Here is a 26707-nt window from a genome sequence, read left to right as displayed (position 1 = left end):
GAACGCGAACACGCCCGGCACGACCGGGTGGATGCAGGAGGTGACCCGTCCTGCGTCGCAGGGTGCTGACACGGAGTCGGTCATCAGGTTCTTCATCCCGTCGCACGACACCACGGTGATGGTCTTGATGAGTTGGCCCTTCTTGCACTCCGTCTGTGCCCCCACGAGCAGGACTCCGTCCTTCTCCAGGATCCACGAGGCGGGATCGATGACGGGGTTCTTGCGGCTGATGGTGCACTTCGGTGAATCAGTCACCAGGTACGCCCCAGGGGTGGAGAGAAGCGGGGGATAGGCGCCCGTGTAGAGGTGGGGCATGTCGTTGTAGACATGCTTCAATGCCTCCTTACCTTCCGCCCGGTCCTGGAATCTGCCCACCGCCCGGTAGACCACCCCCTGCTCTCGGAAGAGATGACGATCTCCGAGAAACTCGTAGGGCTTCATCGGCTCTCGAGGGTCGTATGGCTCCAGGGGCGTGCCATCGTTCTTCCGCTCACCAATCTGGATGACGAGGGTCCGGCCATCCCAGTCCTGGTCGCAGAGCGGCTCCGCGCTCGCCCATTGCGGCGCGGAGAGCACCACCAGGGCACACACGGCCGAAAGGGTCCTCCAACCCGCCGCGCTACCACGGGAAGCACCTTCATGGACGGGCAACATCGAGAACCACCTTCCCTTCTAGGGCAACAACACGACAGCGGAGCACCTGTCCTCCACGCTCAGCGCACCCGGGTGCCGAGCCGCTCCCAGCGCACGCCGCCTTCTGGCATCCACGAGAAGTGGATGAAGCGCGCCACCGCGGTCACGTTCTCCAGCGGCAGCGGTCCCCAGACGCGCGAGTCGAGGGCGTTGTCACGATTGTCCCCGAGCACGAAGACATGCCCCGCCGGTACCACGCACCCGTCCTCGCGCTCCTCCATGCCCCGAGGGCACCGGACGCGCTCGGATGGGAAGTTGAACGACCAGCTGCCGGGATCCTCGTTGAGGAGCATCTCATGTGGGCGCTCGCCCAGTGTCTCCTCGTACCTCCGGCAGGACTCGTCCATCCCCTCCGGGGCGAGCCCCAGTCCCTCACAACCCCCGAGCGGCTTCCACTCCACCGGTCTGCCACCGAGGTGCAGCCTGCCGCTCCGGACCCTCACCGCATCCCCGGCCAGTGCCACCGCCCGCATGACGAATTGCTGCTCGGGCTGCGGCGGAGCCTCGAAGACGATGACGTCACCCCGCTCCACCGTCCGCCACCGCAGCGGGCTGCCCACCGTCTTGTCCGTGTAGAACTGGTCCCCGATGTACAGCGTCGGTTGCATCGAGGCGGAGGGCACCCGGAAAGGCTCGGCCAACATCCGCCGCGTCGTGAGCCCCACGACGCCCGACACCGTCCAGAAGCACACCAGCCCCAGCAGCACCCATCCCACCTTCGGCACGCCCCGCGCTCGCGGCGGGAGTCTCGCGGCATCCACGGCCGCGCCCACGAATACCCCGAGCATGAGCACGAACCCCGGGAAGCCCAGGAGCGGCAGCAAGGCCTGCATCCCCAGCAGCACGCCCAGCCACACCGCGCCCCGCCACCACCTCCCCAACAGCACGTGGCCAGCGCCAGGGCTGATGCTCAGCACCACCGCCCAGAGGCGGCGCCAGCGGGAGACTCTCGGTGCAGCGCTCGACATGGGGCTCCTGGACTCAAAAGGGAAGGGAAAGCCTGCCTGAAGACGCTCAGTCCACGAAGCGGTTGAGCGGGAAACCGCCATCCACGTCCCAGATGGCGCCCGTCACATATCCACCCGCCTTCTCGTCGAGCAGCGTCAGCGCATGCCGCGCGAGCTCCTCGGCCGGGAGGATGCGCTTGATGAGGCTCGAGTCGAGCGCCGCCTGCTCGAAGCCCGGAACCGCATCCGCCACCGAGCGGAAGGCGGGTGTCTCGATGGCTCCAGGGCACAGGCAGTTCACGCGAATCCCCCGCGCCGCGAGCTCGATGGCCCACGTCTGCGTCAGGTGCTGCACCGCCGCCTTCGTCGCGCCGTAGATGGCGATGTTCGGCAGGGGCCGGCGTCCCGCCGCCGACGAGATGTTCAGGATGGCCGCGCCCTTGCGCCCGCTCATCGCCTTCACGGCCGCATGGGTGAACACCACCGTCCCCCGCACGTTCACCGCGAACATCGCGTCCACGTCCTCCATCGAGAACGTGCCCACCACCCCGGGGCGGAGGATTCCCGCGTTGTTCACGAGCAGGTCCAGCCCTCCGTGGCGGCTCACCGCCGTTTCCACGGCGCGCTCGGCCGTCTCCTGGCTCGCCACGTCTCCCACCACGTACGAGGCCTGGGAGCCCAGCTTCCGCACGGCCTCCTCCAGCTTGTCCTCACGCCGGGCCACCAGCACCACCCGTGCGCCTTCCTCGACGAGCCCGGCCGCGATCGCTAAGCCGATTCCCTCACTCGCCCCCGTGATGACCGCTGACTTTCCCGCGAAGCGCATGTGTCTCTCTCAGAAAGCCACGCCCGAATGCGGTGGCGGCCTCATGTCACTCCGGGTGCCGCGCCCGCGCAAGCAACGGCGGGTTAACATGGGATTCATGAACGACCCCTCCCCCCTCCAACTCCACACCCCTGTTGTGAGAACAGGTGAAAAGCTCCGGGGTGAACTGGTCCTCGGTGACGTGATACCCGGATCGCACCAAGCCGCCCGCGTGACGATCCGCGTCCGTGGGCAGCTGGATTACGACGATACGGAATCGAAGCAGCGAGAGGAACTGTCCGCGGGCCGCGAGTCCACCATGGACCGGTGGTTGGAGGGAGCACGCCGGGTTCCTTTCGAGCTGAGCCTGCCGCGGGACCTCCCTCCGAGCTACCGGGGAAAGGACGTCCAGATCTCCTGGGAGGCCGTTGCCACCCTGTACAACCGCAACGGCGGGGAGTTGATGAGGTGGACCCAGCCCTTCCAACTCGAACCGGGCCGGACGGCGCAGCCGCCCCCGTTGCGCGAGCCGCTCGCACCTCGCGGCTCCTCCCTGACGGCCGCCAGCACCTGGGGATGCCTGCTCTTTCCCGCGCTGGCATGCTTCTGCCTGCCCCTCGGCATGCTGTTCGGCAACATCCGCGATACGAGCGAGAACCCGGAAGCCAGCCGGATCGTCGGAGGGCTCTACAGCGTCGTATCGCTCGTCGCGGGCGTGGGACTCACCTGGTGGATCATCGGCAAGGCGCGGACGGTGTCGAAGTTCAAGGCGGCCTCGCTCCAGCCCCTGGCCGAGCGTTTCCCTCTCGGCTCGACCGCGAAGCTGCGGGCCTTCGTGGACATCACGAGCCCGCTGACCGTGCGCAAGGCCCGGCTCGAGCTCAGCGCCTACGAAATGTTCTCGAAGCTGCGTACCGAGACGGTGACGGTCGAGGTGCCAGCACACCTCGCCGCGGGCGCGCACCAGTTCGACGTGGAGCTCCCCATCCCCCGGGACTTCACGCCCACCTTCAAGACGCACCTGAAGGCACACTGCACCCTGACCCTCGAGCTCGAAGGCCTGGAGGACATGGTGCTGCATCAGCCGCTCGAGCTCGCCCCCGAGGTGCTGGAAGCGGAGGCGTGAGCCCAGGCGCGCGGAGCCGTGCGCTCGAGCAACCGGGCATACACCGGAGCTCGGACCGCATGAAGGTCCGGATGGCCTCGACGAACTCCGCGCGGAAGGACTTCACGCACCCGAAGTCGAGCAGCGCCAGCCGCCCATCCCCGGTGACGAGGAAGTTGCCCGGATGGGGATCCGCGTGGATCCGGGCCGCGGAGAAGAACGGGCCATGCACCGCGCGGATGAGCTGCTCGCTGACGCGCCAGCGTGCGCCCGCGTCCGGGTTCGAGTCGATGAACCGCTGGAGTGTCTGGCCTCGCACGCGGGTGAGGCAGAGCACCCGGGACGAGGAGCGCTCCGGAATGGGCTCGGGGGCGAGCAGGTCCGCCTCGGACGCGAGCAGCGCGTGGAAGGCACGGGCCCGCTCGGCTTCCAGGAGATAGTCCGTCTCCAGGGAGATCTCCCGGCGGAGCTCCTCCACGTAGTCACGGCCATCGAGCAGCTTCGAGGTGAGCCCCGCCGCGCGCGCCACCAGGGAGAGGTTGGAGAAGTCGGACTCGAGCGACTCGGCGATGCCGGGGTAGCGAGGCGGCGGCCAGGGGCTTGGAATCGAACTCGGCGAACCTCCTCGGAGGCGATGGGAGGGGCTTCGCTCTGAAGACGGGCCACGAGCTGCCGGTGCTCGGGAGGCAGCGCATCCACCTCCATGGAGAGCGCCTGGCCCAGCTTCATCGCCGCGCCCTTCATCTCCCCGAGCACCTGGACGACGTGGCCGAGGGTGGAGCGCTCGGTCTCCTGGGTATCGGAGCCCGCGACCTTGCGCAGGGCGCGGACGGCCAGCCCGGCGGAGCCTCGCGCGGAGAGCGCGGCCACCTTCCCGAGCCTGGCCAGCCGGCCGACCGGCGGGTTCCTCGATCTGGACATGCCTTCGAGGATAGGAGCCGGGGCGGGCAGGTGCATGGGCCTGCCCGGTTCCCTGACTGCTCGCTACTCGACGACGACGGGCACCAGGCTCCGCTCATCGAACCCGGCATGGCAGGAGTTGAAGCCCTCGCACGCTTCCACGCCGGCGGACCCCTTGCTGTTCACGCGCAGGACGTAGTTGCCCGACTCCAACGCCGGCAGGGTGAGACGGATGTGGTTGCCCTGCACCTGGGGGTTCTGGATCCAGTGCGTGGACGCCCCATCCTTCATCACGAAGACGTCCACCTTCTCGAGCAGGTCGGTGGCCGGAAACCACTGGATGTCGATCTCCGCCCCGCTGCGGACGGTGGCCTGCTCCTGGCCATTCACCAGGGAGTACCGGGGCGCGCGGAGCCCCAGGAAGACCGCGCGCAGGTTCGAGCTCCCATCCGAGAGGGCGAACTCGGTGCGCGGCTCGTCGGCCGGGCGCGGCGGACTCTCGAAGGTGGGGTTCTTGCACCGGTAGGACCCATCGATTCCCAGGTGCGTCGTTCCCAGGTTCTCCACCGTGGCGGCTTCTCCGTTGATGGTGAGCCGCGTGGCGGCGGGAATCCGGAAACAGTCCTCGCCGAAGCTCCACGTGTAGTTGAGCACGGACCACATGTTCTTCGACGGAATGGCCACCGGCGTCACCGAGAGCCGCAGGCTCGGAAGATCCTTCAGCTCCCGCTCGAGAACCTGGTGTCCGCACGCGGTGGCGGCCAGGGCAAACAACGGCATCAGCTTTTTCATGGGCCCAGCGTACCGCAGGGGCCATGCCCGCATGGAGTGGGTGGGTTCAACCCGGGTGGGCCCTACACCCTCACCCCGTCCCTCTCCCAGGGGGAGAGGGGTTGTGACGGAGTAGGGCACCGGGCCCTTGGGGACCGGGCCTCTTCTGCTCAGCCCAGTGCTTCCTGGCACTTCTCGCAGACGGGCGCTCCCGCGGCCACCTTCTCGGAGTAGGTCCAGCAGCGCGGGCACTTCTCGCCCTTCGCCGTCAGCACCTCCGCCTTCACGTCCTCGCCCAGCGCCTGCGCCACGTTCAGCGCCTGCGCCTTCTCGCCCGCCGCGTCCGCCAGTTCCACCTGGCTCACGATGAACAGCCCCGGCAGCTCCGCCGCGTTCGCCTTCAGGAACTCCAGCGCCTTGCCGCTCGCGCTCAGCACCACCCGCGCCTCCAGCGACGCGCCGATCATCTTGTCCCGGCGTGCCGCCTCCAGCAGGCCCTGCACCGCGCCGCGCACCGCGAAGAGCTTCTCGTACCGCTCGGACAGCGCCGCGTCCGGCTTCACCGCCGGCTCCGGGAAGTCCGTCAGGTACACGCTCTCCGTCTTCTTCCCCGGCAGGTACTGCCACGCCTCCTCCGAGGTGAAGCTCATCACCGGCGCCAGCAGTTGCAGCAGCACCGTGGACACCTCGTGCAGCACCGTCTGCGCGCTGCGCCGCGCGTGGCCCGTCGCCTTCGACGTGTACAACCGGTCCTTCAGGATGTCGAAGTACACCGCCGACAGGTCACCCGCGCAGAAGTCCACCACCGTCGCGTACACCAGGTGGAACTCGTACGCGTCGTACGCCTTGCGCACCCGCGCCACCACCTCCGCCAGCCGGCCTCGCGCCCACGTGTCCAGCGGCAGGAGCTTGTCTGCGGGCACCGCGTCCTTCTCCGGCTCGAAGTCGTACAGGTTGCTCAGCGCGTAGCGGATGGTGTTGCGGATCTTCCGGTAGCCCTCGCTCAGACCCTTCATGATCTGATCCGACAGGCGCACGTCGTTGCGGTAGTCGCTGCTCGCCACCCACAGCCGCAGCACCTCCGCGCCGTACTGCTGGATGAGCTTCTCCGGCGCCACGGTGTTGCCGAGGCTCTTGCTCATCTTCTCGCCCTTGCCGTCCACCACGAAGCCGTGCGTCAGGCACGTCTTGTAGGGCGACATGTTGCGCGTGCCCACCGCCACCAGGATGGACGAGTGGAACCAGCCCCGGTGCTGATCACTCCCCTCCAGGAACAGGTCCGCCGGTACCCGCTGACGCCGCTCGGACACCGCGCTGAACGCACACGCCGAGTCGAACCACACGTCCAGGATGTCCGTCTCGCGGCGGAACTCCGTCTTGCCGCACTTCTGGCACGTGTAGCCCGCGGGGAGGAACTCCTTCACCGGCGTGCGGTACCACACGCCCGCGCCCTCCTTCTCCACCGCGTCCGCCACCTTCGCCATCAGCTCCGCGGAGATGACGGACTCGTCGCAGCCCTCGCAGTAGGCGATGGGGATGGGCACGCCCCACGTGCGCTGGCGGCTGATGCACCAGTCCGGCCGCGTCTCCAGCATGCCCCGGATGCGGCTGTGCCCCCACGAGGGCACCCACTGCACGCGGTCCACCTCGTTCAGCACCTGCTGCCGGTACGACGTGTCTCCCTGCAGCGGCTTGTCCAGCGGGATGAACCACTGGAATGTCGCGCTCAGGATGACCGGGTTGTGGCAGCGCCAGCAGTGCGGGTAGCTGTGCTCGACCTTGTCCGACTTGTCGTTGAGCAGCGCGCCCTTCTCGGCCAGCAGCTCGATGACGATGGGGTTGGCCTCGAAGACCTTCTTGCCCGTCAGCACCGGGCCCACGCTCTCGTCGTAGCGGCCGTCCAGGCGCACCGGGTTGTAGATGTCGAGCCCGTACTTCAGGCCCACCTCGTAGTCCTCCTGGCCGTGCCCCGGCGCCGTGTGCACCAGGCCCGTACCGGCCTCCAGCGTCACGTGCTCGCCCAGGAGGATCTTCCCCTGCCGCTCGTAGAAGACGTGCTGGTAGGTGCAGCCCTCCAGCTCCTCTCCGCGCGCGTAGGCCACGATCCGCTCGGGGTCCACCAGCGACGCCGCCGCGACCTCCTCGCCGCCGGGCAGCTTCGCGTTCTTCACCGCCAGCTCGTCCGCCTTCACCTCGGCGAGCACCTTGGGCAGCAGGTCCTTGGCCACGCAGATGACGCGCTCGCCGAGCGTGTAGAACACGTACTCGAACTCGCCATTCATCGCGATGGCGAGGTTGGCCGGCAGCGTCCAGGGCGTGGTGGTCCAGATGACGAAGGAGACGTTCTTCCCCTTCAGCTTCGGAACCTTCTCGGCCACCTCGGGGCCCGCCGGGAAGGCCACGTACACGGAGGGGCTGGCGTGGTCCTCGTACTCCACCTCGGCCTCGGCCAGCGCCGTCTGGTCCGTCACGCAGAAGTACACCGGCTTCTTGCGCCGGTAGAGCATGCCCCGCTTCGCGAACGTGGCCAGCTCGCGGATCTCCTGCGCCTCGTAGGAGAAGTCGAGCGTGCGGTACGGATGGTCCCAATCACCGAGGATGCCCAGGCGCTTGAACTCGGTGCGCTGGATGTCGATGAACTCCATCGCGTACGCGCGGCACTGCTCCAGGAAGGCGTCCCGGTCCAGCGTGCGCTTGTCGATCTTCTTGTCCTTCAGCCGCTTCTCCACCGCCTGCTCAATGGGCAGACCATGGGTGTCCCAGCCGGGGATGTAGTCGCACCGGCGGCCGGCCATGTTGCGGTACTTGACGATGATGTCCTTGAGGATCTTGTTGAGCGCGTGGCCCGCGTGGATGTGGCCGTTGGCGTACGGGGGCCCGTCCGTCAGCACGAAGGGCTCGGCGGCCGCGCGCCGCTCGAGAATCTTCGACCAAATCCCCTTCTCCGCCCACCAGCCGAGCATCTTGGGCTCCAGCTGGGCCAGGTTCCCCTTCATGGGGAAGTCCGTCTTGGGGAGATTGACCGAGTCCTTGTAGTCCTTCGGAGGGGTGCCGGTGTCGCTCATGACATCCGGCCGTAACACGGGCCCGCAGGCGCTTCAATCCGCAAGCGTACCGGGGGGCCTCCCGGCGACGGTCCCGGGCGGAGAGGGGCTCCCCTCCGGGCTCAGCGCTGCCCCTGCTCGGGCCGCGAGCGGGCGGGCTGGGGGCCCTCCCGGACGTCCGGCTCCATCACGTCCTCGACGGTGCTCATGCGGCGCATGACGATGACCGCCACGTGGCCCGGCTTGACGGGGCGCACCGACACCTTCAGCTCCTCGCCGCCGCGGCGCCACGTCCCCGAGTCCGTCTCGGAGTACCCCGCCCCGCGCAGCTCCTTCAGGTAGAAGTCCCCCACCTTCTCCGGCTCGGCCTCCGCCAGGTACGTCATGGTGCGAGCGCCTTCCATCTCGCTCTGCATCACATCCTTGCCCCCGGGGAAGACGGGCGCGAAGGCGGCCTGCTCCCGCCGGGCCATGCCCAGGTTGGCCTCGCCCAGAATCACCGTGGTGGTCCCATCCGGGTTGGGCTGCAGCACGAAGGTGTAGGAGATGAGCCGCTCCGTATCCAGCGCGGTGAGCTGGGGCTCCTGGAACCACTGGGTGCGGTGGTGGTCCGGCGGAATGTAGAAGCCCGCCGCCTCGAAGCGGTCCACCAGGCGCTGGAGGATGACCTGGGGCTTCTCCGCGCTCTTCACCGAGCGCAACCGCACCGGGATGCCATCGGCCCGCATCACCCCTGGCATCTCCACCGCCTCCAGCACCCGGGGCACGTCCCAGGCGAAGGGCACCGGCTCGGGGTCCACCGGCTGCTTGGAGGCCCTTGGCTGCTTGGAAGCCACCGGCCGCGTGGAGGCCGCCGGCTGCGCGGAGGCGACGCCCAGGCCCCCCAGCACCGCCCACAGCACCAGTCCCAGCCGGGCGCTCACGGGGGACAAGTCCCCAGGAAGCAGTTCTGCCGCTTCGAATAGGAGCTGTTGTACTCGGGGCTGCGGCTGCCCGCGCCCGGCGTCGTCTTCCAGTCGTTGGGGTCCTGGTCGCCGCCGTTCTCCTTCTCCTGGAAGCCGCTGTCCATGCCCCGGAAGCTCATCCAGAACTTGCCGGGATCGATGGGAGCCTGGCCCACGATGGAGCGCGCCAGCCGCTGCGAGGCCCCCATGCCCGGCAGGTGCGCCGCGTAGACCTTGCGCGCGGACCGGTAATACGCCTGATTGTCGCAGCCCGCGTCATCCAGCACCCTGCACTCCCGGGACTCCTCGGCGCTCGCCAGGCCCCAGTCGTCCAGGAGGATGCCAAAGCCGCCGGCGCACTCGCCGCCCCGCACGCGGCCCAGGCCACACACGGGAATGGCGCCCATCGTGTAGTGGGGCACGTCGAAGAAGGCGCCCCTGCCCCTGTCCAGGAAGCGGCGGGTGAACTTCTTCACGGGCGAGAGCTCCGCCTGGGCGGTGCAGCTCATGCCCCCCACGTCCTTGTACACCCCGCTGGTGGAGCGCGAGGGCGCGAAGGAGATGCCTCCGGCCGCGCGGCACGTCACCTCCAGGCCCTCGGCCGAGGTGAAGAGCTGGACCACCCGGGGCCTCCCCGTCTTGGAGGTGCGCCCGTCGAAGTCCTGGTAGCGCTCGGTGGCGAGCTTGCCGGGCGTATCGTCGTTGATGAGGTCGGTGAGGGGTTTGAAGTCGTTGGGCAGCGTGTGCATCTCCGCGCTGGTGGTGTCCCACAAGGCGCTGGTGGCCGCCTCCTGCACCTTGAGCGACAGGTAGCCCACCTCGGCGAAGTGGATGCCGAAGATGAGGATGGTGACGAAGAGCAGCAGCCCGAGCGCCAGCTCCGTGGTGCCCTGGCCGCGCTGTGAGGCCCTGCCGCGCAGCCTTACCATCCCTTGTACTCCTTCTTCCTGAGCGCCTCGTACACCTCGGCGGCGAACGGCGCGGTGTCATTCAGCGTCGTCCTCACGTCCTTGATGCCCTGGTCATCCACGTGCGCCGACACGAGCGTGGCCCGCCAGAAGGGGTTGAGGAAGTTGGGCGGCTCCTGCCAGTTGGGGCCCGCGCGCCGGTAGTAGGCGATGCCCGCGGAGAGCGCCGTGGCCTTGGAGATGTCCGTGCCGCCGTTCACGTCCGACAGCTCGACACCGCGGTTGTCGAACTCCACGCCCTCCTTCTTCGGGGAGAAGCGGAAGCGGAACATGAGGTTCCAGGGGTCCGCCTGCCCCTCGCCGGGGCGCTGCCGGTAGTCGCGCTGGATGACGGCGTAGTTCTTCGGCTGGCCGTAGTTGTCCCCGCCGTCCGTCACCAGGTTGTAGTTGTAGTCCATGTGCGAGGGCCAGATGCCCGGGCACTGCGTGCACGTGCCCATGGTGTGCCGGATCTGGGCGTCGGGATCGCGGTGGCCGTTCGTCCACACGTGCTCGTCGCTGGTGTCCGCCCGGTGGTTGCTGCGCACGTGCGCCTCGGCCCCGGCCGTGCCCGGAAACGACCTCGGGCACGGCGCCTGGCCCCGGTTGAACACGATGCTCACATCCCCATGATCGTCTCCCCACACCTCGGTGGCGTCGATGGTGGGCCCCGAGTGGGAGATGCTCTGCGCGGGGAAGTAGCCACTGCCGCTGTTGGAGACACTCACCAGGCGGTCCTGGTTGGGAATCAACCGCCGCAGCTTGCGCCGGATGGGCGCGGTCACCCCGCGCCCCGTCACGAAGGAATAGCCACGGCTGCCCATGGCCGCGTCCACGAAGTGCAGCTTCCTGCCCGCGTTGCGGCGCAGGCACGCGGCGCCGTTGCCCCCGCAGCCGTTGCCGCCCTCGAGCTCCCGGCCGTTGATGGCCACCTCCTTCGCCGACACGTCCTCGCCTCCGAAGGCCAGGCCCCTCCTGGCCTCGCTGACGATGCTGGTGGCGATTGCCGGATTGCTGCTCACGCTCCGGGTGAGCGCCTCGTAGACGTCCTTCTGCTCCTCCCAGATGGAGGAGAGCTGCAACGAGGCCGCCTCCTGGCCCGCGGCCCTGTCCAGCGGCTCCCACTGGGTGTCCAGCTGCTTGTCCGCGTTCTCCAGGTCACTCTGGGTCTGGGTGATGTCGAGGATGGCCTGGGTGGCGCACCGGCACATCGCGACGTTGGTGGTGGGGCAGCTGGACGCGGCGATCAACGAGTACGCCGTCAGGGGATCGTCGTAGGCGTTCCTGGCCCCCTGGATGGCGCCGCGGTAGTAGCTGCTCCAGGAGATGAGGCTCTCCACGCCCGTGAGGGCCACCATGTGCCCCATCAGCGCCCGGTTCATCAGCGAGATGGAGTTGAAGGCGCGCGCGGTGGCCACCGCGTTGGAGTAGGCGGCGGCATCCGCCATCGTCTGCAGCTCCATCTTCTCCTTGGCCTTCATGCCGATGGAGAGCGTCATCGTCACCATCAGCACCAGCAGCAGCAGGCTGAGCGCGAAGACCACCAGCGTCTGTCCACGGCGTCTCATCACAGCCCCTCCGGAGTGCCCGGGCAGTTCTGCTCGCCGAAGTAGCGCTTGCGCGCGGGCGTCATCATCCGCATGCCGTAGGTGGCCTGGATGGGGAAGACGTACTGCTTGGAGCCGACGCGGGTGCGCAGCTCGTCACGGATGAGCGGGTCCAGGTTGACGACGCGCTCGGTGCTCTTCGTCCAGCCCGCCTTGGCGTCCGCCGGCATCAGCGGGTTGACGGCGTCGTAGTTCTTGAGCCCCAGGTGGGCCAGAAGCATGCGGCTGATGACCCAGTCCGCGAAGGGAATGCGCAGCCGGTACCAGTAGATGAGGCGCACCTCCAGGCGCATGGCCTGGGAGCCGTCTCCCCGGGGCAGATCGAAGTCGGCATCCTCGGGGCTCTGCACCGCGGAGGCCCGGGGCGACTCGCGCACCAGCCAGAAGATGGGGCCGTCGTGCGCGCCGTCCTTGCCCTTCACGTAGTGGGGCCCCGCGTTGTCCGGATCTCCGCTCTCGCCGTTGGAGCCCACGCGCTCCTTCCACGCCGAGGCCAGCTTCTGCGCCGCCGAGCCCTTCCCCTTGCCGCCCAGGTAGGGCGTCACGCTGGGCAGCAACCCACCCAGCGCCGCGTGCACCATGGGCTCGCAGTCGCCGTGGTTGCGGCTGCCCGCACGCACCGCCTGGAAGGCCGCGTACTCCGCCATGATGCGGCCCTGCAGCATCATGAAGAGCTGCAGCGTCCCCAGCACGAGGAAGATGACGAGCGGCAGAGTCAGAGCGGCTTCCACGGCCGCCTGACCGGATTCATGTCCCTTGGGGGCGCGGGACTCCACGGTGCTCATGTCAGGGCCTTTGTCACACTCCACCGCTGACTTTCCCATCGGTCAACTGGACCGGTGGAGGCGCCTGGCTGCACGGCTGCGACATTTGACCTGACACCCCCGGGACAACGCAATGCGTCAGCGCGGTTTCATGCCCTTGGCGTCGAGCTGGTACTTCTTCACCAGGCGCTCGATGGACTTGCGGTGCAGGCCACTTTCACGCGCGGCGCGGGAGAGGTTGCCCTCGCAGCGGGTGAGGACGCTGGTGACGTACTCGCGCTCGAAGTTCTCCAGCAGCTGCTCCTTGGCGTCCTTGAAGGTGAGGTGCTCGTTGAAGGGCAGCGGCCCCTCGCGCTGCTGGCCGCGGACGCGGGGCGGCAGGTCCTCGGGCAGCACCTCCTCGCCATCGCTGAAGGCCAGCACGTGGGAGAGCACGTTCATCAACTCGCGCACGTTGCCCGGCCACCCGTAGGCCATCAGCAGCGACAGGGCCTCGGGCGAAATCCGCTTGCGCCCGTGCCGCGCCATCACCTCCGGGTCCGCCAGCCCCCGCTTGAGGATCAGCGGAATGTCCTCGCGGCGCTCGCGCAGCGGCGGCAGCTGGAGGTTGATGACGGACAGGCGGAAGAAGAGATCCTCGCGGAAGTTGCCCGCCGCTATCTCCTTGGGCAAATCCCTGTTGGTGGCGGCGATGACGCGGCAGTCCACCTCCAGCGTGTCGTTGCCGCCCACGCGCCGCACCTCGCGGTTCTCCAGCACGCGCAACAGCTTGGGCTGCAGGTCCAACCGCAGCTCACCCAGCTCGTCCAGGAAGATGGTGCCCCCGTGCGCCCGCTCGAAGGCGCCCGGCCGCGACGTCATGGCCCCCGTGAAGGAGCCCTTCTCGTGGCCGAACAGCTCGCTCTCGATGAGGTTGGGCGGAATGGCGCCGCAGTCCAACACCACCATGGGCCCCTTCTTGCGCCCGCTCAGCTCGTGGATGGCCCGCGCCACCAGCTCCTTGCCCGTGCCCGTCTCGCCTCCGATGATGACGGACACGTCCATGGGGGCGATCTTCTTGATGAGCGCGAACACCTGCCTCATCTTCACACTCTGCCCCACCAGCCCGCACAGCTCGCCCTCGCGGTCCGGCTCGACCGTCACCTCCTCGTCGATGGGGGCGAAGGTGAGGGTGGAGGAGCCGGCGCGAATCTGGGCCCCGGCCGAGAGGTAGGCGCGCTCAATCCGGCGCCCATCCAGGAAGGTGCCGTTGGTGGAGTTGAGGTCCACCAGGAGCCAGCCGCGCTCGGTGTTGATGATTTCGAAGTGGTGACGGCTGGCCGTGCGGTCCTCGGCGAGCACCAGGTCGTTGGTGGGGTGGGCCCCACAGCGCAGACGCTCCTTGTCGGAGATGAGGGACTTGCCCTCGTCCGGCCCGGCGGACACCTGGATGCGGCACTTGCGCAGCTTGAGGGTGGTGCGCGACTCGAGCACCAGCACCTCGGTGCCCGAGCCGACGCCCCCGTCGGCCGGGGCGACGATGGAGTCGAGACCATTCTCCCCCGGGTTGGTGAGGACATCGTCCGGGTGCGCTTCCTTTGGATTCATCACTTTCCGATGATAGCAAACACGGGCGACGCCACCCGCCCCCGCCCGTGGTAGGCTCTCCCTCCTTCCATGCCCGCCAAGAAGGTCTCGTCCAAGAAGGCGCCCGCCCGGGCCCGCCCGAAGGCCCCCGCTCGCCCCGTCGAGCCACCGCCGTCCGACACCCCGGAGGCCCCCCGCAAGCCCCGGGCCAAGAAGACGGTCGTCATCCTCTCGCGCAAACGCTCCCTGTACTCCACCCGGCGGCTGGTGGAGGCCATCAAGCAGCACGGCCACCGGCCCCTGGTGCTGGACACGCTGCGCTGCACCATGGTGCTGGCCCCGGGCCAGCCGCGGATGCTCTACCGCGGGGTGGACATCAAGGGCGTGGACGTCGTCATCCCCCGCATCGGCGCCTCCATCACCGGCTACGGCCTGGCGGTGGTGAAGCACTTCGAGATGATGGGGGTGGCGGTGCTCAACGGCGCCAGCGCCATCTCCCAGAGCCGCGACAAGCTGCGGGCGCTCCAGCTGTTGTGCGCGGCCGGGCTGGACGTGCCCCGGACGGTGATGGCGCATGACCGCAGCAACGTGCGCAAGCTGGTGGAGGAGGTGGGGGGCCTGCCCGTCATCATCAAGCTGCTGCGCGGCACCCAGGGCGTGGGGGTGATGATCGCCCATTCGCTCCAGGAGTTGCAGACCATCGTCAACACCTTCTGGGACCTGGGGCAGGAGGTGGTGCTCCAGGAGTTCGTCGCCGAGAGCAAGGGCCGGGACGTGCGCGCCCTGGTGGTGGGCAACAAGGTGGTGGGCGCCATGCGGCGGCGGGCCAAGAAGGGCGAGTTCCGCTCCAACATCCACCGCGGCGGCGAGGGCCACCCGGTGGAGCTGCCCGCCTCCTATATCGACGTGGCGGTGAAGGCCGCGCACCTGCTGGGGCTGGAGATCGCCGGCGTGGACATGCTGGAGGGCCGGGAGGGGCCGAGATTGATGGAGCTCAACTCGAGTCCGGGTTTCGAGGGGTTGGAGCAGGCGACGAAGCAGGACATCGCCGGGGCGATCGTCGACCATGCGCTCACCCTGGCGGGGACGCACGCGGCGGCGGGAGGCCAGCTACAGGCAGTGTGAAGCGCGGCCGAGACGCCCGGGGGGCAGGCGGACGGACGAGCCTCTTGCTCGGCCCTCCTGGGAATGGGCGCCTACGCAAAATGTCGGAGGGGATTGGCAGTGGGAGTGCGACCTTCGTAATCTCCCCGGCGCTCGCACATGAAGCCCCTGCCCAAGCCGCTGCAGATCACCGTCTACCAGGATGTGTTGTGTTCCTGGTGCTACCTGGCCGACCTGCGGCTGGAAACCCTCAAACAGGAGTTCGGCGACCTCATTCGCTGGCGCGTGCGGCCGTACCCGCTGCGCGTCCACGACAAGAGGCCCACCGAGAAGGAGCTGCGCGGATTGACGGAGGAGGTGCGCCGGGCCCAGCAGGAGCCGGAGCCGGTGGCGAAGCTGCTGAGCACGGAGCTGTGGCAGGGCGGAGACGCGCCGCGCACCAGCATCCCCGCGCTGGCGGCGCTGGAGGCGGCGCGGCTGCAGGGCCCCGCGGCCAGGAGCCACCTCGCGCGCGCCATGCAGCGTGCGGCGCTGGAGCAGGGCGTCAACGTGACGCGCACGGACGTCATCTTCGAGCTGGCCAGCCGCGTGGGCCTGGACATGAGCCCCTTCTCGGCGGCGTTCCACTCGGACAACACGCGCAAGCTCATCCTGGATGAGCACGAGCTGGCCACCAGCCGCGGCGTGCGCGGCGTGCCCACCCTCGTCATCGCCGGCCGGTGGATGGTGTGCGGCCTGCGCGACGTGGCCGAGTACCGCGAGCACATCCTCACCTGCCTGGGCAAGCTGCACGCCCCGCGCTCCGGCTCGTCCGAGCGCATGGTGCACTAGCCCGCGGGGGTGGGAGTCCCCGGGAAATGACGGGAAACGGGGTGTTGAATATTCTCGGTGCCCGCCCGTCTGCTTCCCTGTCTTCACCGTGATGAACTGGGCGGGCTGGCCCCCAACGACCGGCCCCGGAGAACCTCCATGCGTCGCCTTCTGCTCCTCACAGTCCCTACCGCCCTGGTGATGGGCTCCGGCTGTGTCGCTCACTACCACCGGCCCGGCTACTACTCGGACAACACCCCCCCGGCCACCGTCTACCAGTACCGCTACTCGGGCCCCCACCCGGATGCGTACGGCGGCTGGTGCACCGAGTCGTACAACCACGTCCACGGCTACGCGCCCTCGGAGATCAACGACTACTCCTACTCGGAGGACGTGTACGTGTACCGGGCGCCGCGGGTCATCTGGTACATGGACTACCACCCGATTCCGGGCGGCCATCACTGCTACCTGCACGGCCGCCACAGCCACGACTACTTCCCGTACTCGTACTCGGGCACCTCGTACCGCTGGGACCGCGACCGCTCGGTGTACGTCTACAGCAACTACCGTCCGCCTCCGAAGCCCCGGGACTGGGACGACTACCACGACGCCTCGCCCGTGAATGGCGGCGGCAACCGGCCTCCTCCCTCCAACGGCGGCTGGGGCAACCCGAATCCTCCTCCCTCCAACGGCGGCTGGGGCAACTCGCAGCGGCCTCCGCCTCCTCCGGGCACCGGCACCGGCACGCGCCCGCCCACCGGCAGCGGCGGCTGGGGCAACCCGAATCCGAATCCGCCCTCGCAGGGTGGCGGCTGGGGCCAGCAGCCTCCGCCTCCCCCGGGCACCGGCACCGGCACGCGCCCGCCCCAGAGCGGTGGCGGTTGGGGCAACCAGGATCAGAATCCGCCCGGCGGCAACGGTAACGGTAACGGCAACGGCAACGGCGGCGGCTGGGGCAACGGCGGCAACAACGCGCCCCCGGGCCACGGCGGCACGCCTCCGGGCCAGGGCGGCACGCCTCCGGGCCAGGGCGGCTGGGGCAACCCTCCCGGCCACACCAACAACCCGGGCCAGGGCCGCGGCAATGACGACGCGCCTCCTCCTCCTCGCGGCGGTGGTTGGGGCAACGGCGGTGGCAACGGCAACGGTGGCCAGGGCCGCGGCAACGACGACGCGCCTCCTCCTCGCGGCGGTGGCTGGGGCAACGGCGGTGGCAACGGCAACAGCGGCGGCGGCAACAGCCCTCCCCCGCCTCCTCCTCCCCGTGACAACGGTGGCAACAGCGGCGGCGGCAACGGCGGCGGCTGGGGCAACAGTGGCGGCAACAGCGGCGGCGGCAACAGCCCTCCCCCGCCTCCGTCCCGTGGCAACAGCGGCGGCGGCAACGGCGGCGGCTGGGGCAACAGCGGCGGCAACAGCGGCGGCAACAGCTCCCCTCCTCCCTCCGGGAACAGCGGCGGGAACGGCAACAGTGGTGGCAACGGCAACAGTGGTGGCTGGGGCCGCGGCCGCCGGTAGGTCGTGACTTCCAGCAGTGGGTGACGTCGAGGGCCGCTCCCTTCCTCTCGCGAGGCAGGGGCGGCCCTCCGCCTTTTCCACCGGGGCGCAACGGCTCGGGAAGTGTTCCGTCTTCCACGGGACGTCTCGGGCCCCGGGGTGGATTGCCGATACGCGGGAGCGTGGAGATCTTGGCGCCCAGTCATGAAGCGTCCGAGTCTCGTCATCTGCTGTGCTCTTCTCGGGCTCGCCCCGGTCGCCTGTGGCGACGGCGTGGACCCGGATCCAGGTGTGGACCGCGGGGACAGCACGATGGTGGACCTCGACCACCTGACCATCGGCGTCACCGGCCACGCCGAGCTCTTCCCCGAGGCCGCACGCCTGCTCGAATCCCGGGGCCAGGCGGTGCCCTCGCTCGAGGGACTCCCGCTCATCATCGAGGAGCCCCTGCGCGTGGGTGTGAGCGACGCGGACTCCGTGCTCGGCCGGGGTGACATCGGCGCCGCGGGTGCGTTCTCCGTGCCCGATGTGCCCGTGCGAGACATCCACCTGAGTCTCGCCGCCCGCTTCGAGCACGAAGGGTTCGTGCGCAGCTCCACGGTCGTCTTCGACACCGTCTTCACCCGCACCCGGCCCCGCACCGACATCATCAACGCCCGCGTCTGGGCGCTGCCCACCTCCTTCCACGACGCCCTCACCCGCGCCGTCGGCGAGCCGTGGATCCGCGCCCATACCGATGACCGGGCCCGCACGCTGCGCGAGGCCGGCTTCATCCTCGGCCGCGTCGTGGATGCCTCGGGCGCGCCCGTCGCGGGTGCCCATGTGGTGCTCGATCGCGGAGACCTCGCCCACCGCATCTACTACCCCGCCCCGGACTTCCAGAGCGCCACCCAGGACGCCACCAGCGCCACCGGCCTCTTCGTCTACGTCCACTCCGGCGCGGAAGCGGAGACCTTCAGCCTCTCCATCCAGGGCTCCAGGGACTACCAGGCCCGCAACGCGGGTGCCGCCGCGGGCATGGGGCTCGTCCTCACGCTGTATCCGGGCAGCTACACTCCGTAGCTCCCCGGAGCTCCGGAGCGGGCCGGCGGCCTGACGGGGGCTCGTTCGCCCGGCAGCCCCGCGCGGTGAGGTACGGTGGCCGCCGTGAAACGCCTCGTCCTCGCCGGCCCCGGCCACGCGCACCTCTTCGTGCTGGAAGCCCTGGCCCGGGCTCGCTGGCCGGGCGTGGAGACGGTGCTGGTCTCCCGGGGGCGCACGCAGTTCTACAGCGGGAGGGTCCCGGGTTATCTGGCGGGGCAGTACGCGCTGGAGGCGCTGCGCTTCGACCTGGAGGGGCTCGCACGAGCGGCCGGGGCAAGGCTGGAGCCGAGTGGTGTCACGGGCCTGGACGCGGACCGGCGGGAGCTCCGGCTGGGAGACGGACGGACGCTGACGTACGACGCGGCGAGCTTCGACATCGGCTCGCTGCCCGCGGGCGACTCGGTGCCCGGGGTGCGCGAGCACGCGGTACCGCTCAAGCCGCTGGAGGGGGCCCTCTCCCGCCTCGCGTCGGGCCAGGAGACGGGCCCGCTGCTGGTGGTGGGCGGGGGCGCGGCGGGCGTGGAATTGGCGCTGTGCCTCCAGGCGCGCACGGGCCGGCCCACCGTACTGCTCGAGGACGGGCCCCAGGTGCCCCGGGGTGCCTCCCGCGCGGCCGCGCGCCGCGTGCGGGGACTGCTGGAGCGCCGGGGAGTCCACCTGCGCCTGGAGTCCCGCGTGACGGCGCTGGAGGCCAGCGTGGCCCACCTGGCCTCGGGCGAGCGGCTCGCCTTCGGCACGTGCGTGTGGGCCACGGGCGCCCGGGCACCGGAGCTCTTCGCCTCGAGCGGCGCGGCCGTGGATGCACGGGGCTACCTCGCGGTGAAGGACACCCTGGAGAGCCCCTCGCACCCGGGGCTCTTCGCGGCGGGAGACTGCGCGGGCTTCCTCAGCGGACAGCACGTACCGAAGGCCGGTGTGTACGCGGTGAGGCAGGGGCCGGTGCTGCGCCACAACCTGCACGCCTTCCTCACGGGCACGGGCTCGCCGAGGCCCTACCGGGCCCAGCCGGGTTTCCTCTCGCTGCTCAACGCGGGAGATGGCACGGCGGTGGGCGAGTGGAAGGGACTGGCCTTCCACGGCCGCGCCATGTGGCGATTGAAGGACTTCATCGACGGGCGCTTCATGGCCCGCTTCCAACGGCTGGCCACGCGCCTCACGTGACCGCGGGCTCCCGCTCCTCGGACACGGGAGGGTGTCCCGCACCGAGCGCCAGCCGCAGCGCCCGCACGAAGGCATCGAAGCTCTTGTCCCCGCCGTGCATCCGCTCGGGGTCCAGGTAGCGCGCCACGCGCTTCTGCTCCCTGTCGCTCCAATCTCCGAGCAGCTTCCTCAGAAGCACCTCGGGCCGGCCTCGCGCACGCGAGCTCCCTTCCGGCAGGTGCGCTCCAGCCACACGCTCGAGGGCCTTCTCGTCCGCGAACACCCAGCTCGCGATGGAGGGGATCGCGGGCACCAGGAGCACCCGCTCGGACACGCCTGCCCTGATGAGCGGAAGCTGAATCTCCTGGAGCAGGTCGGCGATGCGCTGCCTGTTCCGCGTGTGCGTGTCGAAGACGACGATGATGGGTTGATAGTCCCTCTCGGACAGCAACAGCACGATGGAGAGGATGCCCATGATGTGCGGCGCTCCAAACAGCCGCACCGTCTCGAAGCAGGGCGGCTCCTCCAGGTGCAGCCGCGCCACCACCTTCCGAGCCAATGCCTCCACGAGCCACTTGCCTTCATTGCCCTCGACGATGAAGGCAACCTTCGGACGGCCGGACAACCTGGAAGACCTCCTCTTCATCTGCGCCTCCAGCTCTCCAGGAGCGCCATGTAGGGGATGTGGCACTCCCCGAAACGCGCGGCATGCCGAAGCTTCAGGTCGAGCACCTCGCGGAACGAGTGCACGGGGGATAGTGCATCCGACATGTCCTGCTCGTTGACGAGCACGGTGTTGATCTCCTTGCCCCAGGTCAGTGCTTGGATGGCCGCCTTGCTGAACTCCGCTCCGATGTAGAGGAAGACCCCGAGCGTCCCCGTCAGCTTGCGGGCCTCCAACAGGAAGTGCCGGTGTCCATCCGTGAAGGAGATGTCGATCTCCTCCCCGGGTGGCCGGAGGTTGCGCCGCGGGTGCAAGGACTCGGACTCGAGCAGCTCGTACACGAGCCCCTCGAGCCGGCGGCCCCGCGTGTGTGCCTCCGTCCCGCCCCTCTTCAGCGCCTCGTACTCCCTCCTCAGGGCCGCCTTCCCTCGTCCCATCCCCATGCCCCTCCCCTCCCGGACAGGCCCCCGGGCCTGCTGCTCACTGAACCTGCTCAGTATAGCGGAGGCCCCTGACGTCTCAGGTCAGGCAGTCTGCGGTCCTTTGTCGGGAATGGCAAGGTGCCCCCGGGGAGCTCCACGGTTGGAACTCGGGACCCGGAGGTCTTCTCTCCCAGGTGGGAACCCGGGATGCGTGGCACCCTCACCCCGTCCCTCTCCCGAGGGGAGAGGGGAGGTTGGCCCGGGCTCAGGTGCCCTCGGCCCGCCCGGTGCCCTGCCCCGCGGGCGGCAACGTCTTCGGCACGAACCAGCGCGGCAACCAGTCCGCTCCCTTCGTGCTCGTCAACTGCGTCTGGCCGCTCCCGTCCGCCCTCATCAGGAACAGCTCCACGTCTCCCGTGCGCTCCGACGCGAACGCCAGGTACTTCCCATCCGGACTCCACTCCGGCTGGTCATCCGTGCTCTTCCCATCCGTCAGCGCCACCGGCTCCCCTCCCGCCATGTCCGCCACCCAGATGCGCGCCTTCTGGTCCTTCGCCCTCCCCACGAACGCCAGCTTCTTCCCGTCCGGACTCCACACCGGCTCCCGCTCCTCCCCCGTCTGCTGGCTCCCCGACACCGCCTTCACATCCGTCCCGTCCGGCTTCACCACGAACACCCGGACCCGCCCCTCCCGGTCGCTCACGAACGAAATCCACTTCCCGTCCGGACTCCACTTCGGCGCCATGTCCTCCTTGTGGAAGAACGTCAGCCGCCTCACGTCCGTCCCATCCGCCTTCATCACGTAGATTTCCGGATCTCCCGTCCGGCTCGACGCGAACGCCACCTGCGTCCCGTCCGGTGACACGCTCGGCTCGAAGTTGCCCTCGGGCGCCTGCGTCAGCCGCGTCACCTCCGCGTCCGCCCGCGGCGCCTGCCGCACCACGTCGCTGAAGCTCTGCGCGTCCGACTCGGCCACGAACCAGCTGCCGTCCGGCGACCAGCTCGGGTTGCGCGCACGGCCCCGCGGCGGCGCCAACATCACCACCGGTCCGCCGTCCAGCGGCGCCAGTCTCAGCTGCTCCACGTGCAGCCCTTGAATCTCCGCCGCCGCCACCACCACCAACGACGCGCCATCCGGAGATGGCGCGCCGGGGTACTCATCCTCGGGACCTCGCGTCAGCTGCGTCTGCTCTCCCGTGGCGGGCCGCACCCACCAGACATCCTTCTGGGGCGCTCGCTCCGACACGAAGGCAATCACTCCCGGCAACCCCCTCCGCTCCTGCTCGGAGAGGGGCCCGGAGCCGGATGCGCCCGAGCCACACGTGCCCGCCTTGCATCCAGCCCCGAGCAGGGCGAGCACCGCCCACCGCCGTGCTCCACCCCACCACGCCTTTTTCGCGAAGTCCCGAGTCATCACAACCCGACTCTTACCGCACCTGCACGGCGTCCGCGATGACCTGGTAGCCCGCCGTGGTCCAGCGGCTCAGCTGCACCTTGTTCCAGCCGGCCGGGAAGCTCCACGTGCCGAGCGTGTTCCACCGGCCACCGTTGATCTGCTGGTTCACGTTCACCGTGGCCAGCCTGGTGCCGCTGGAGTTGGTGATGATGAAGGGCGCCGTCGTGGAGCGGTCCGTGGCGGACGTCCACCAGGCGTCGATCGTCTTGGTGGCCGCCGCGGGCAGGTAGAAGTAGAACGTCACCGGCTCCGACACCGCCGCCGTGGGCGAGGCGTAGTAGCCCGAGCCGTAGTAGCCCGCCACGTTCGTGGAGGACACCCAGCTGGTGCCCGTCACCTCGACGTAGCCCTTGGAGGTGTCGTTGTTGGCCTGGTTGCTGTCGATGATGATGCTGCCCGTGCTGCCACCGCCGCAGTAGCCCTGGATCTTGCTGATGTACGTGCTCCACGGCCAGTTGGGGCCCGGGTCCGTACGGGAGGCGGGCTGCAGCCGGCCGTGCGCCACGATGTGGTAGCTGTCCCGGACGATTCCCTGGCCCTGGGTGATGTCGCACGAGAGCTTCGCCGAGGCGTCGATCTGCCCCGCGGGGAAGGACGTCTGGCTGGCCGAGCCACCGTGCTCGATACCCACCGAGAAGTTGTTCACCGAGGTGCCGTTGAGGCCGCACATCACGCTGCCGTTGAGGCTGCAGTCGTAGCTGGCGCCCACGTGCCAGCCGCGGTTGGACTCGAGCACCAGCTGGGAGATCTCCGAGCCGCTCTCGTTCACCACGTAGTGCGCGCTCACGCCGGAGGCGCTGTTCGTCAGCCAGCTCCAGCAGCTCGAGTAGCTGCCCTCACAGGTGTGGATGACGATCATCGACACGTCCGTGCCCGCCGGACGCGAGTTGTAGTTGGGCGAGGGACGCCAGATGGCCGGGGCGTAGTCCGCGCTCATCGAGCGCACCACGCCGGGCGCGGGGAACTTCGCCTGCGCCTGGGTGGGCATCAGCGACACGGCCAGATCGCCCGCGGGCGTCTGGGCCACCGCGCCCTTGCGCATCACGTCATAGACGTTCTGGTGGATGTACTGGGCCTGCGCCTCGGCGTTGTCGATGCCGCTGTACTTCGCCGCGGCCGGGGCCCACGCGCCCACGTCCGCACGGTCCAGCTTCAGCTCGTTGGCGTACGAGGACAGCAGCGCGGCGGCGGCCCGGATGTTGGCCTCGGGCTGGGTGCGCACCGCCTCCTCGGCCACGCCGGCAAGGCGCGCGCCCTCGGAGAGCTTCTCACCCCGCAGCGCCATCAGACCGAACGCCGCGGGCACGCCCTCGAACTCCACCTGGCCCTGGATCATCTCCCACCGGGTCTCGGTGTAGGAGATGGCCTTGAGCAGCTCCGCCGGAACGCCGAAGTCCGCGCCGGCCTTCGCGAAGGCCTGGTCCAGCTGGTACGGGGTGCGCTCGGCCTCGCGCTGGGCGGGGGTGCGGGAGTCCTCGGTCGCGGCCGGGGTCTGGGTGGGAGCGGGCTCCTGGGGACCACAGGCAGCCAGGGCAAGAGCAGCGGCCAGGGTGGCCAACGGCTTACGGAACGGGTGCATGGACAGCACTCCTATGGAAAGACGAGGCTGGGGGGACTGGCGCGGTAACATGCACTTTCTCAGAGCACAAGGGAAGCACGTTTTACCAGGAATTCACTTGAAGTCCCAAGTATCCCAGGTATATTGAGCGGTTGGCCGGTGGCCGCCCGAGGGGCATGCGGGCGCGGGGCGACAGGAGGGGCGACGTGGGAGGCGGGCTGGGTTAGGAGAAGGACATGCGTCTCTTCGCCATTGGCGACACCCATCTGCCCTCCACGCGCAACAAGGACATGCACCGCTTCGGGTGGGCGGAGCATCCACTGCCCTTGCAGCGCGCCTGGGACGAGAAGGTGCGGCCCGAGGACGTGGTGCTGGTGGTGGGCGACATCTCGTGGGCGACGCGGCCCACGGAGGTGCTGGACGACCTGAAGTGGCTGGACGAGCGGCCGGGGCGCAAGGTGCTGGTGCGCGGCAACCACGACTACTGGTGGGGCGATTCGGCGTCGAAGCTGCGCAGGCTGCTGGAGCCGTACAAGACGCTGGAGAACTTCCTGCACAACAGCTCGGTGGTCATCGGGCGGTGGGTGATTGCCGGCACGCGGCTGTGGACGGCGCCCGAGGCCCCGCCGATGCCGGGCGGGGAGATGGGGGACGAGTCGGGGGACGCGGGGTACGTGGAGCGGGAGACGCGGCGGCTGGCGGCCTCCATCGCGGACGCGGAGAAGAAGGAGAAGGAGAGCGCCGAGCCGCTGACGCGGGTGGTGGCGGTGCACTTCCCGCCGCTGTACGCCAACGAGAAGACGACGGCGTTCCTGGGCCCCATCGAGGCCTTCAAGCCGAAGGTGTGCGTCTACGGACACCTGCACGCGGGAGGCATCCCGGCGGGCTTCACCGGGGAGCGGGCCGGCATCCGCTACGTGCTGGCCTCGTGTGACGCGGCGGGCTTCTCGCCCCTGCTGCTCGACGAGTAGCCCCGGCTACTCGGCCACGGAAGTAGTGACGGCGTGCCCCGCGCGAGGAGCGTGCGCGCGGTGCAATGTCCAGCGAGCACGCCTCCACCGTCCGCTCCGTGACGGACACCCCCACGCTCCCGTCCACCACGGACAGTCACCCCACCCCGTGGGGCCGTGGCCTTGTCAGGGACGAACGTTTCTCACGTGCGGACAATCCGAGACACAGGAGAACACCCCATGTTGAAGAAGGACCTGCACGAGGCCAACCGCCTCTCCTGGAACGCCGCCACCCGCGCCCACAACAGCCACAAGGGCGACCAGGCCCGCTTCCTCCGCGAGGGCGGCTCCACCCTCTTCCCCGAGGAGCTCGAGCTGCTCGGCGACCTGCGTGGACGCTCGCTCCTCCACCTCCAGTGCAACTCCGGACAGGACACCCTCAGCCTCGCCGCCCGCGGCGCCCTCGTCACCGGCGTGGACATCAGCGATGAGGCCATCGGCTTCGCCCGCTCCCTCTCCGCGGGCTCCGGCCTCCCCGGCACCTTCGAGCGCTCCGATGTCTACGACTGGCTCGCCTCCGCGCCCCCGGCCCGCTTCGACCTCGTCTTCTGCTCCTACGGCGTCACCTTCTGGCTGTCCGACCTGAACTCCTGGGCCGAGGGCATCTCCCGCGTCCTCGTGCCCGGTGGCCGCTTCGTCCTCGTCGAGTTCCACCCCGTCCTCTGGATGTTCGACGAGAAGCTCCGCCTCACCTACCCCTACGGCGGCGGCCACTCCATCCCCGAGGCCGTCGGCGTCGGGGACTACGTCGCCCGGTCTGGTGAGGGACTCGTGCACTGGGGCTACGAGGAGGGCGTGCGGGATTTCAAGAATCCCCACCCCTGCCACGGCTTCCAGTGGGGGCTCGGGGACGTCATCAATCCCCTCCTGCGCCACGGGCTCCAGCTCGAGCGGCTCGAGGAGTACTGCTACGCCAACGGCTGCCAGGTGCTCGAGGGCATGCGCGCCGCCCCTGGCCACCGCTTCCTGCTCCCCGACGGCGTCCCCGAGATTCCTCTCATGTTCGGACTGTCCGTCCGTAAACCGGGGTGAGCACGGTCAGGGGCACGGGTCCTCTTGCACGGGCTCAACCCGGGGTCCAGATACCCTCACCCCGTCCCTCTCCCGGAGGGAGAGGGGACATGGCCGCGAGCAGGAGACGGCGGCGACAGCTCCACCTGCTCGGGCTACAGCTCGACCTGGGCGCCCAGCTCCACCACCCGGTTGGGCGGAATCCGGAAGTACGCCGTCGCGCTCCTCGCGTTGCGCGACATCCATGAGAACAACGCCTCCCTCCACATCGCCATCCCCGGCTTCTTGCTCGGTATCAGCGTCTCGCGCCCCAGGAAGAACGACGTCCCCATCAGGTTGAACTGCAACCCCTTCTCCCTCGCCCGCTTCAGGATGTCCGGAATGCTCGGGTTCTCCATGAAGCCGTAGCGCGCAATCACCCGCACGAAGCCCTCCTCCAGCTTGATGACCTCCACCCGGTCCTCCGGCGGCACGTGCGGCACCTCCTCCGACGCGATGGTCAGCAGCATCACCTGCTCGTGCAGCACCTTGTTGTGCTTGAGGTTGTGCAACAGCGCATTGGGCACCGCCCCGCGCTCGGCCGTGAGGAACACCGCCGTGCCGGCCACCCGCAGCGGCGGGCTGACGAACACCGCCTCCAGGAAGCCGCCCAGGTCGATGGCCTCGGCCATGTGGGCCTGGCTCAGCAGGTGGCGGCCCTGTTTCCAGGTCAACATCAACGCGAACACCACGCCGCCGATGAACAAGGGGAACCAGCCACCGGCAAACAGCTTGAGCAGGTTGGACGAGAAGAACAGCAGGTCGACCACAAAAAACCAGCCGGTGGCGGCGATGCACAGCCACAGCGGGTACTTCCAGC

23 protein-coding genes and 1 pseudogene are annotated in these 26707 nt (G+C 69.3%); 8 read left to right on the top strand and 16 right to left on the bottom strand.

The genetic code is table 11. The annotated features are described in order from the left end of the window. From AC16DP_RS21200 to AC16DP_RS21190, 3 genes and pseudogenes are all read right to left on the bottom strand, one after another. Positions 1 to 591, bottom strand: a pseudogene (locus AC16DP_RS21200) (hypothetical protein); the annotation flags it as partial. A gap of 122 nt (positions 592 to 713) precedes the next feature. After that, complete coding sequence (gene lepB, locus AC16DP_RS21195) at positions 714 to 1661, bottom strand: signal peptidase I (protein WP_329733758.1); 948 nt, start codon at positions 1659 to 1661, stop codon at positions 714 to 716. A gap of 46 nt (positions 1662 to 1707) precedes the next feature. Continuing rightward, complete coding sequence (locus tag AC16DP_RS21190) at positions 1708 to 2466, bottom strand: SDR family NAD(P)-dependent oxidoreductase (RefSeq protein WP_329733757.1); 759 nt, start codon at positions 2464 to 2466, stop codon at positions 1708 to 1710. A 211-nt stretch (positions 2467 to 2677) separates the two neighbouring features. Between AC16DP_RS21190 and AC16DP_RS21185 the strand changes: the two genes are divergently transcribed. Further along, on the top strand, positions 2678 to 3571 hold the full coding sequence (locus AC16DP_RS21185; RefSeq protein WP_329733756.1) for a hypothetical protein: 894 nt from the start codon (positions 2678 to 2680) through the stop codon (positions 3569 to 3571). Here AC16DP_RS21185 and AC16DP_RS21180 read toward each other — a convergent pair. The 8 genes from AC16DP_RS21180 to AC16DP_RS21145 form a co-directional block, all read right to left on the bottom strand. Continuing rightward, positions 3456 to 4121: an AarF/UbiB family protein gene (locus AC16DP_RS21180; protein ID WP_329733761.1), complete on the bottom strand. Its 666-nt coding sequence runs from the start codon at positions 4119 to 4121 to the stop codon at positions 3456 to 3458. The genes AC16DP_RS21185 and AC16DP_RS21180 overlap by 116 nt on opposite strands. A gap of 413 nt (positions 4122 to 4534) precedes the next feature. Beyond that, positions 4535 to 5242 (bottom strand): hypothetical protein, encoded by a 708-nt coding sequence (locus tag AC16DP_RS21175; RefSeq protein WP_329733755.1) that lies wholly within the window; start codon positions 5240 to 5242, stop codon positions 4535 to 4537. 149 nt (positions 5243 to 5391) lie between these two features. Next, on the bottom strand, positions 5392 to 8286 hold the full coding sequence (gene ileS, locus AC16DP_RS21170; RefSeq protein WP_329733754.1) for an isoleucine--tRNA ligase: 2895 nt from the start codon (positions 8284 to 8286) through the stop codon (positions 5392 to 5394). Positions 8287 to 8387: 101 nt separating this feature from the next. Further along, positions 8388 to 9188: a hypothetical protein gene (locus AC16DP_RS21165; protein WP_329733753.1), complete on the bottom strand. Its 801-nt coding sequence runs from the start codon at positions 9186 to 9188 to the stop codon at positions 8388 to 8390. Further along, positions 9185 to 10138: a pilus assembly protein gene (locus tag AC16DP_RS21160; RefSeq protein ID WP_329733752.1), complete on the bottom strand. Its 954-nt coding sequence runs from the start codon at positions 10136 to 10138 to the stop codon at positions 9185 to 9187. The genes AC16DP_RS21165 and AC16DP_RS21160 overlap by 4 nt, the downstream gene beginning before the upstream one ends. Next, positions 10132 to 11724 carry a pilus assembly protein TadG-related protein gene (locus tag AC16DP_RS21155; RefSeq protein WP_329733751.1) on the bottom strand — a complete coding sequence of 531 codons (1593 nt, stop codon included), beginning with the start codon at positions 11722 to 11724 and terminating at the stop codon, positions 10132 to 10134. The genes AC16DP_RS21160 and AC16DP_RS21155 overlap by 7 nt, the downstream gene beginning before the upstream one ends. Next, a complete protein-coding gene (locus AC16DP_RS21150; protein ID WP_329733750.1) occupies positions 11724 to 12548 on the bottom strand; it encodes a TadE/TadG family type IV pilus assembly protein in 825 nt (274 codons plus the stop codon). The genes AC16DP_RS21155 and AC16DP_RS21150 overlap by 1 nt, the downstream gene beginning before the upstream one ends. 117 nt (positions 12549 to 12665) lie before the next feature. Beyond that, positions 12666 to 14114: a sigma 54-interacting transcriptional regulator gene (locus tag AC16DP_RS21145; RefSeq protein WP_329733749.1), complete on the bottom strand. Its 1449-nt coding sequence runs from the start codon at positions 14112 to 14114 to the stop codon at positions 12666 to 12668. A 69-nt stretch (positions 14115 to 14183) separates the two neighbouring features. On the opposite strand from AC16DP_RS21145, the gene AC16DP_RS21140 reads away from it, so the two are divergent. The 5 genes from AC16DP_RS21140 (at position 14184) to AC16DP_RS21120 (ending at position 19748) form a co-directional block, all read left to right on the top strand. Continuing rightward, positions 14184 to 15218 (top strand): ATP-grasp domain-containing protein, encoded by a 1035-nt coding sequence (locus AC16DP_RS21140; RefSeq protein ID WP_329733748.1) that lies wholly within the window; start codon positions 14184 to 14186, stop codon positions 15216 to 15218. Between the two features lie 138 nt (positions 15219 to 15356). Further along, positions 15357 to 16028: a DsbA family oxidoreductase gene (locus tag AC16DP_RS21135; RefSeq protein ID WP_329733747.1), complete on the top strand. Its 672-nt coding sequence runs from the start codon at positions 15357 to 15359 to the stop codon at positions 16026 to 16028. Between the two features lie 138 nt (positions 16029 to 16166). Then, the gene (locus AC16DP_RS21130; protein ID WP_329733746.1) at positions 16167 to 17525 is read left to right on the top strand and encodes a hypothetical protein; all 1359 of its coding nucleotides are present in this window, start codon (positions 16167 to 16169) and stop codon (positions 17523 to 17525) included. A 183-nt stretch (positions 17526 to 17708) separates the two neighbouring features. Continuing rightward, positions 17709 to 18566 (top strand): carboxypeptidase-like regulatory domain-containing protein, encoded by an 858-nt coding sequence (locus AC16DP_RS21125; protein WP_329733745.1) that lies wholly within the window; start codon positions 17709 to 17711, stop codon positions 18564 to 18566. 84 nt (positions 18567 to 18650) lie between these two features. Continuing rightward, complete coding sequence (locus tag AC16DP_RS21120; protein WP_329733744.1) at positions 18651 to 19748, top strand: FAD-dependent oxidoreductase; 1098 nt, start codon at positions 18651 to 18653, stop codon at positions 19746 to 19748. Here AC16DP_RS21120 and AC16DP_RS21115 read toward each other — a convergent pair. The 4 genes from AC16DP_RS21115 to AC16DP_RS21100 all read right to left on the bottom strand — a co-directional run bounded on the left by AC16DP_RS21115 (position 19741) and on the right by AC16DP_RS21100 (position 23848). Continuing rightward, the gene (locus tag AC16DP_RS21115) at positions 19741 to 20373 is read right to left on the bottom strand and encodes a hypothetical protein (protein ID WP_329733743.1); all 633 of its coding nucleotides are present in this window, start codon (positions 20371 to 20373) and stop codon (positions 19741 to 19743) included. The two genes, AC16DP_RS21120 and AC16DP_RS21115, sit on opposite strands and share 8 nt — an antisense overlap. Next, positions 20370 to 20834 (bottom strand): hypothetical protein, encoded by a 465-nt coding sequence (locus AC16DP_RS21110; RefSeq protein ID WP_329733742.1) that lies wholly within the window; start codon positions 20832 to 20834, stop codon positions 20370 to 20372. Before AC16DP_RS21110 ends, AC16DP_RS21115 begins: the two co-directional genes overlap by 4 nt. 244 nt (positions 20835 to 21078) lie before the next feature. Further along, positions 21079 to 22227, bottom strand: a complete 1149-nt coding sequence (locus AC16DP_RS21105) for a tolB protein precursor protein (RefSeq protein WP_329733741.1) — start codon at positions 22225 to 22227, stop codon at positions 21079 to 21081. Positions 22228 to 22240: 13 nt separating this feature from the next. Continuing rightward, the gene (locus AC16DP_RS21100) at positions 22241 to 23848 is read right to left on the bottom strand and encodes a golvesin C-terminal-like domain-containing protein (protein WP_329733740.1); all 1608 of its coding nucleotides are present in this window, start codon (positions 23846 to 23848) and stop codon (positions 22241 to 22243) included. Positions 23849 to 24063: 215 nt separating this feature from the next. Between AC16DP_RS21100 and AC16DP_RS21095 the strand changes: the two genes are divergently transcribed. After that, complete coding sequence (locus AC16DP_RS21095) at positions 24064 to 24798, top strand: metallophosphoesterase (RefSeq protein WP_329733739.1); 735 nt, start codon at positions 24064 to 24066, stop codon at positions 24796 to 24798. Positions 24799 to 25017: 219 nt separating this feature from the next. Continuing rightward, entirely contained in the window at positions 25018 to 25869 is an 852-nt protein-coding gene (locus AC16DP_RS21090; RefSeq protein ID WP_329733738.1) for a class I SAM-dependent methyltransferase, read from the top strand. Between the two features lie 134 nt (positions 25870 to 26003). Here AC16DP_RS21090 and AC16DP_RS21085 read toward each other — a convergent pair. Continuing rightward, a partial coding sequence (locus AC16DP_RS21085; RefSeq protein ID WP_483956835.1) for a KUP/HAK/KT family potassium transporter occupies positions 26004 to 26707 on the bottom strand: 704 nt, incomplete at its 5' end.

This window comes from Archangium sp. (assembly GCF_057119385.1).
The sequence above is the reverse complement of the archived record's forward strand: the minus strand, read 5'-3'. Positions and strand labels throughout refer to the sequence as shown.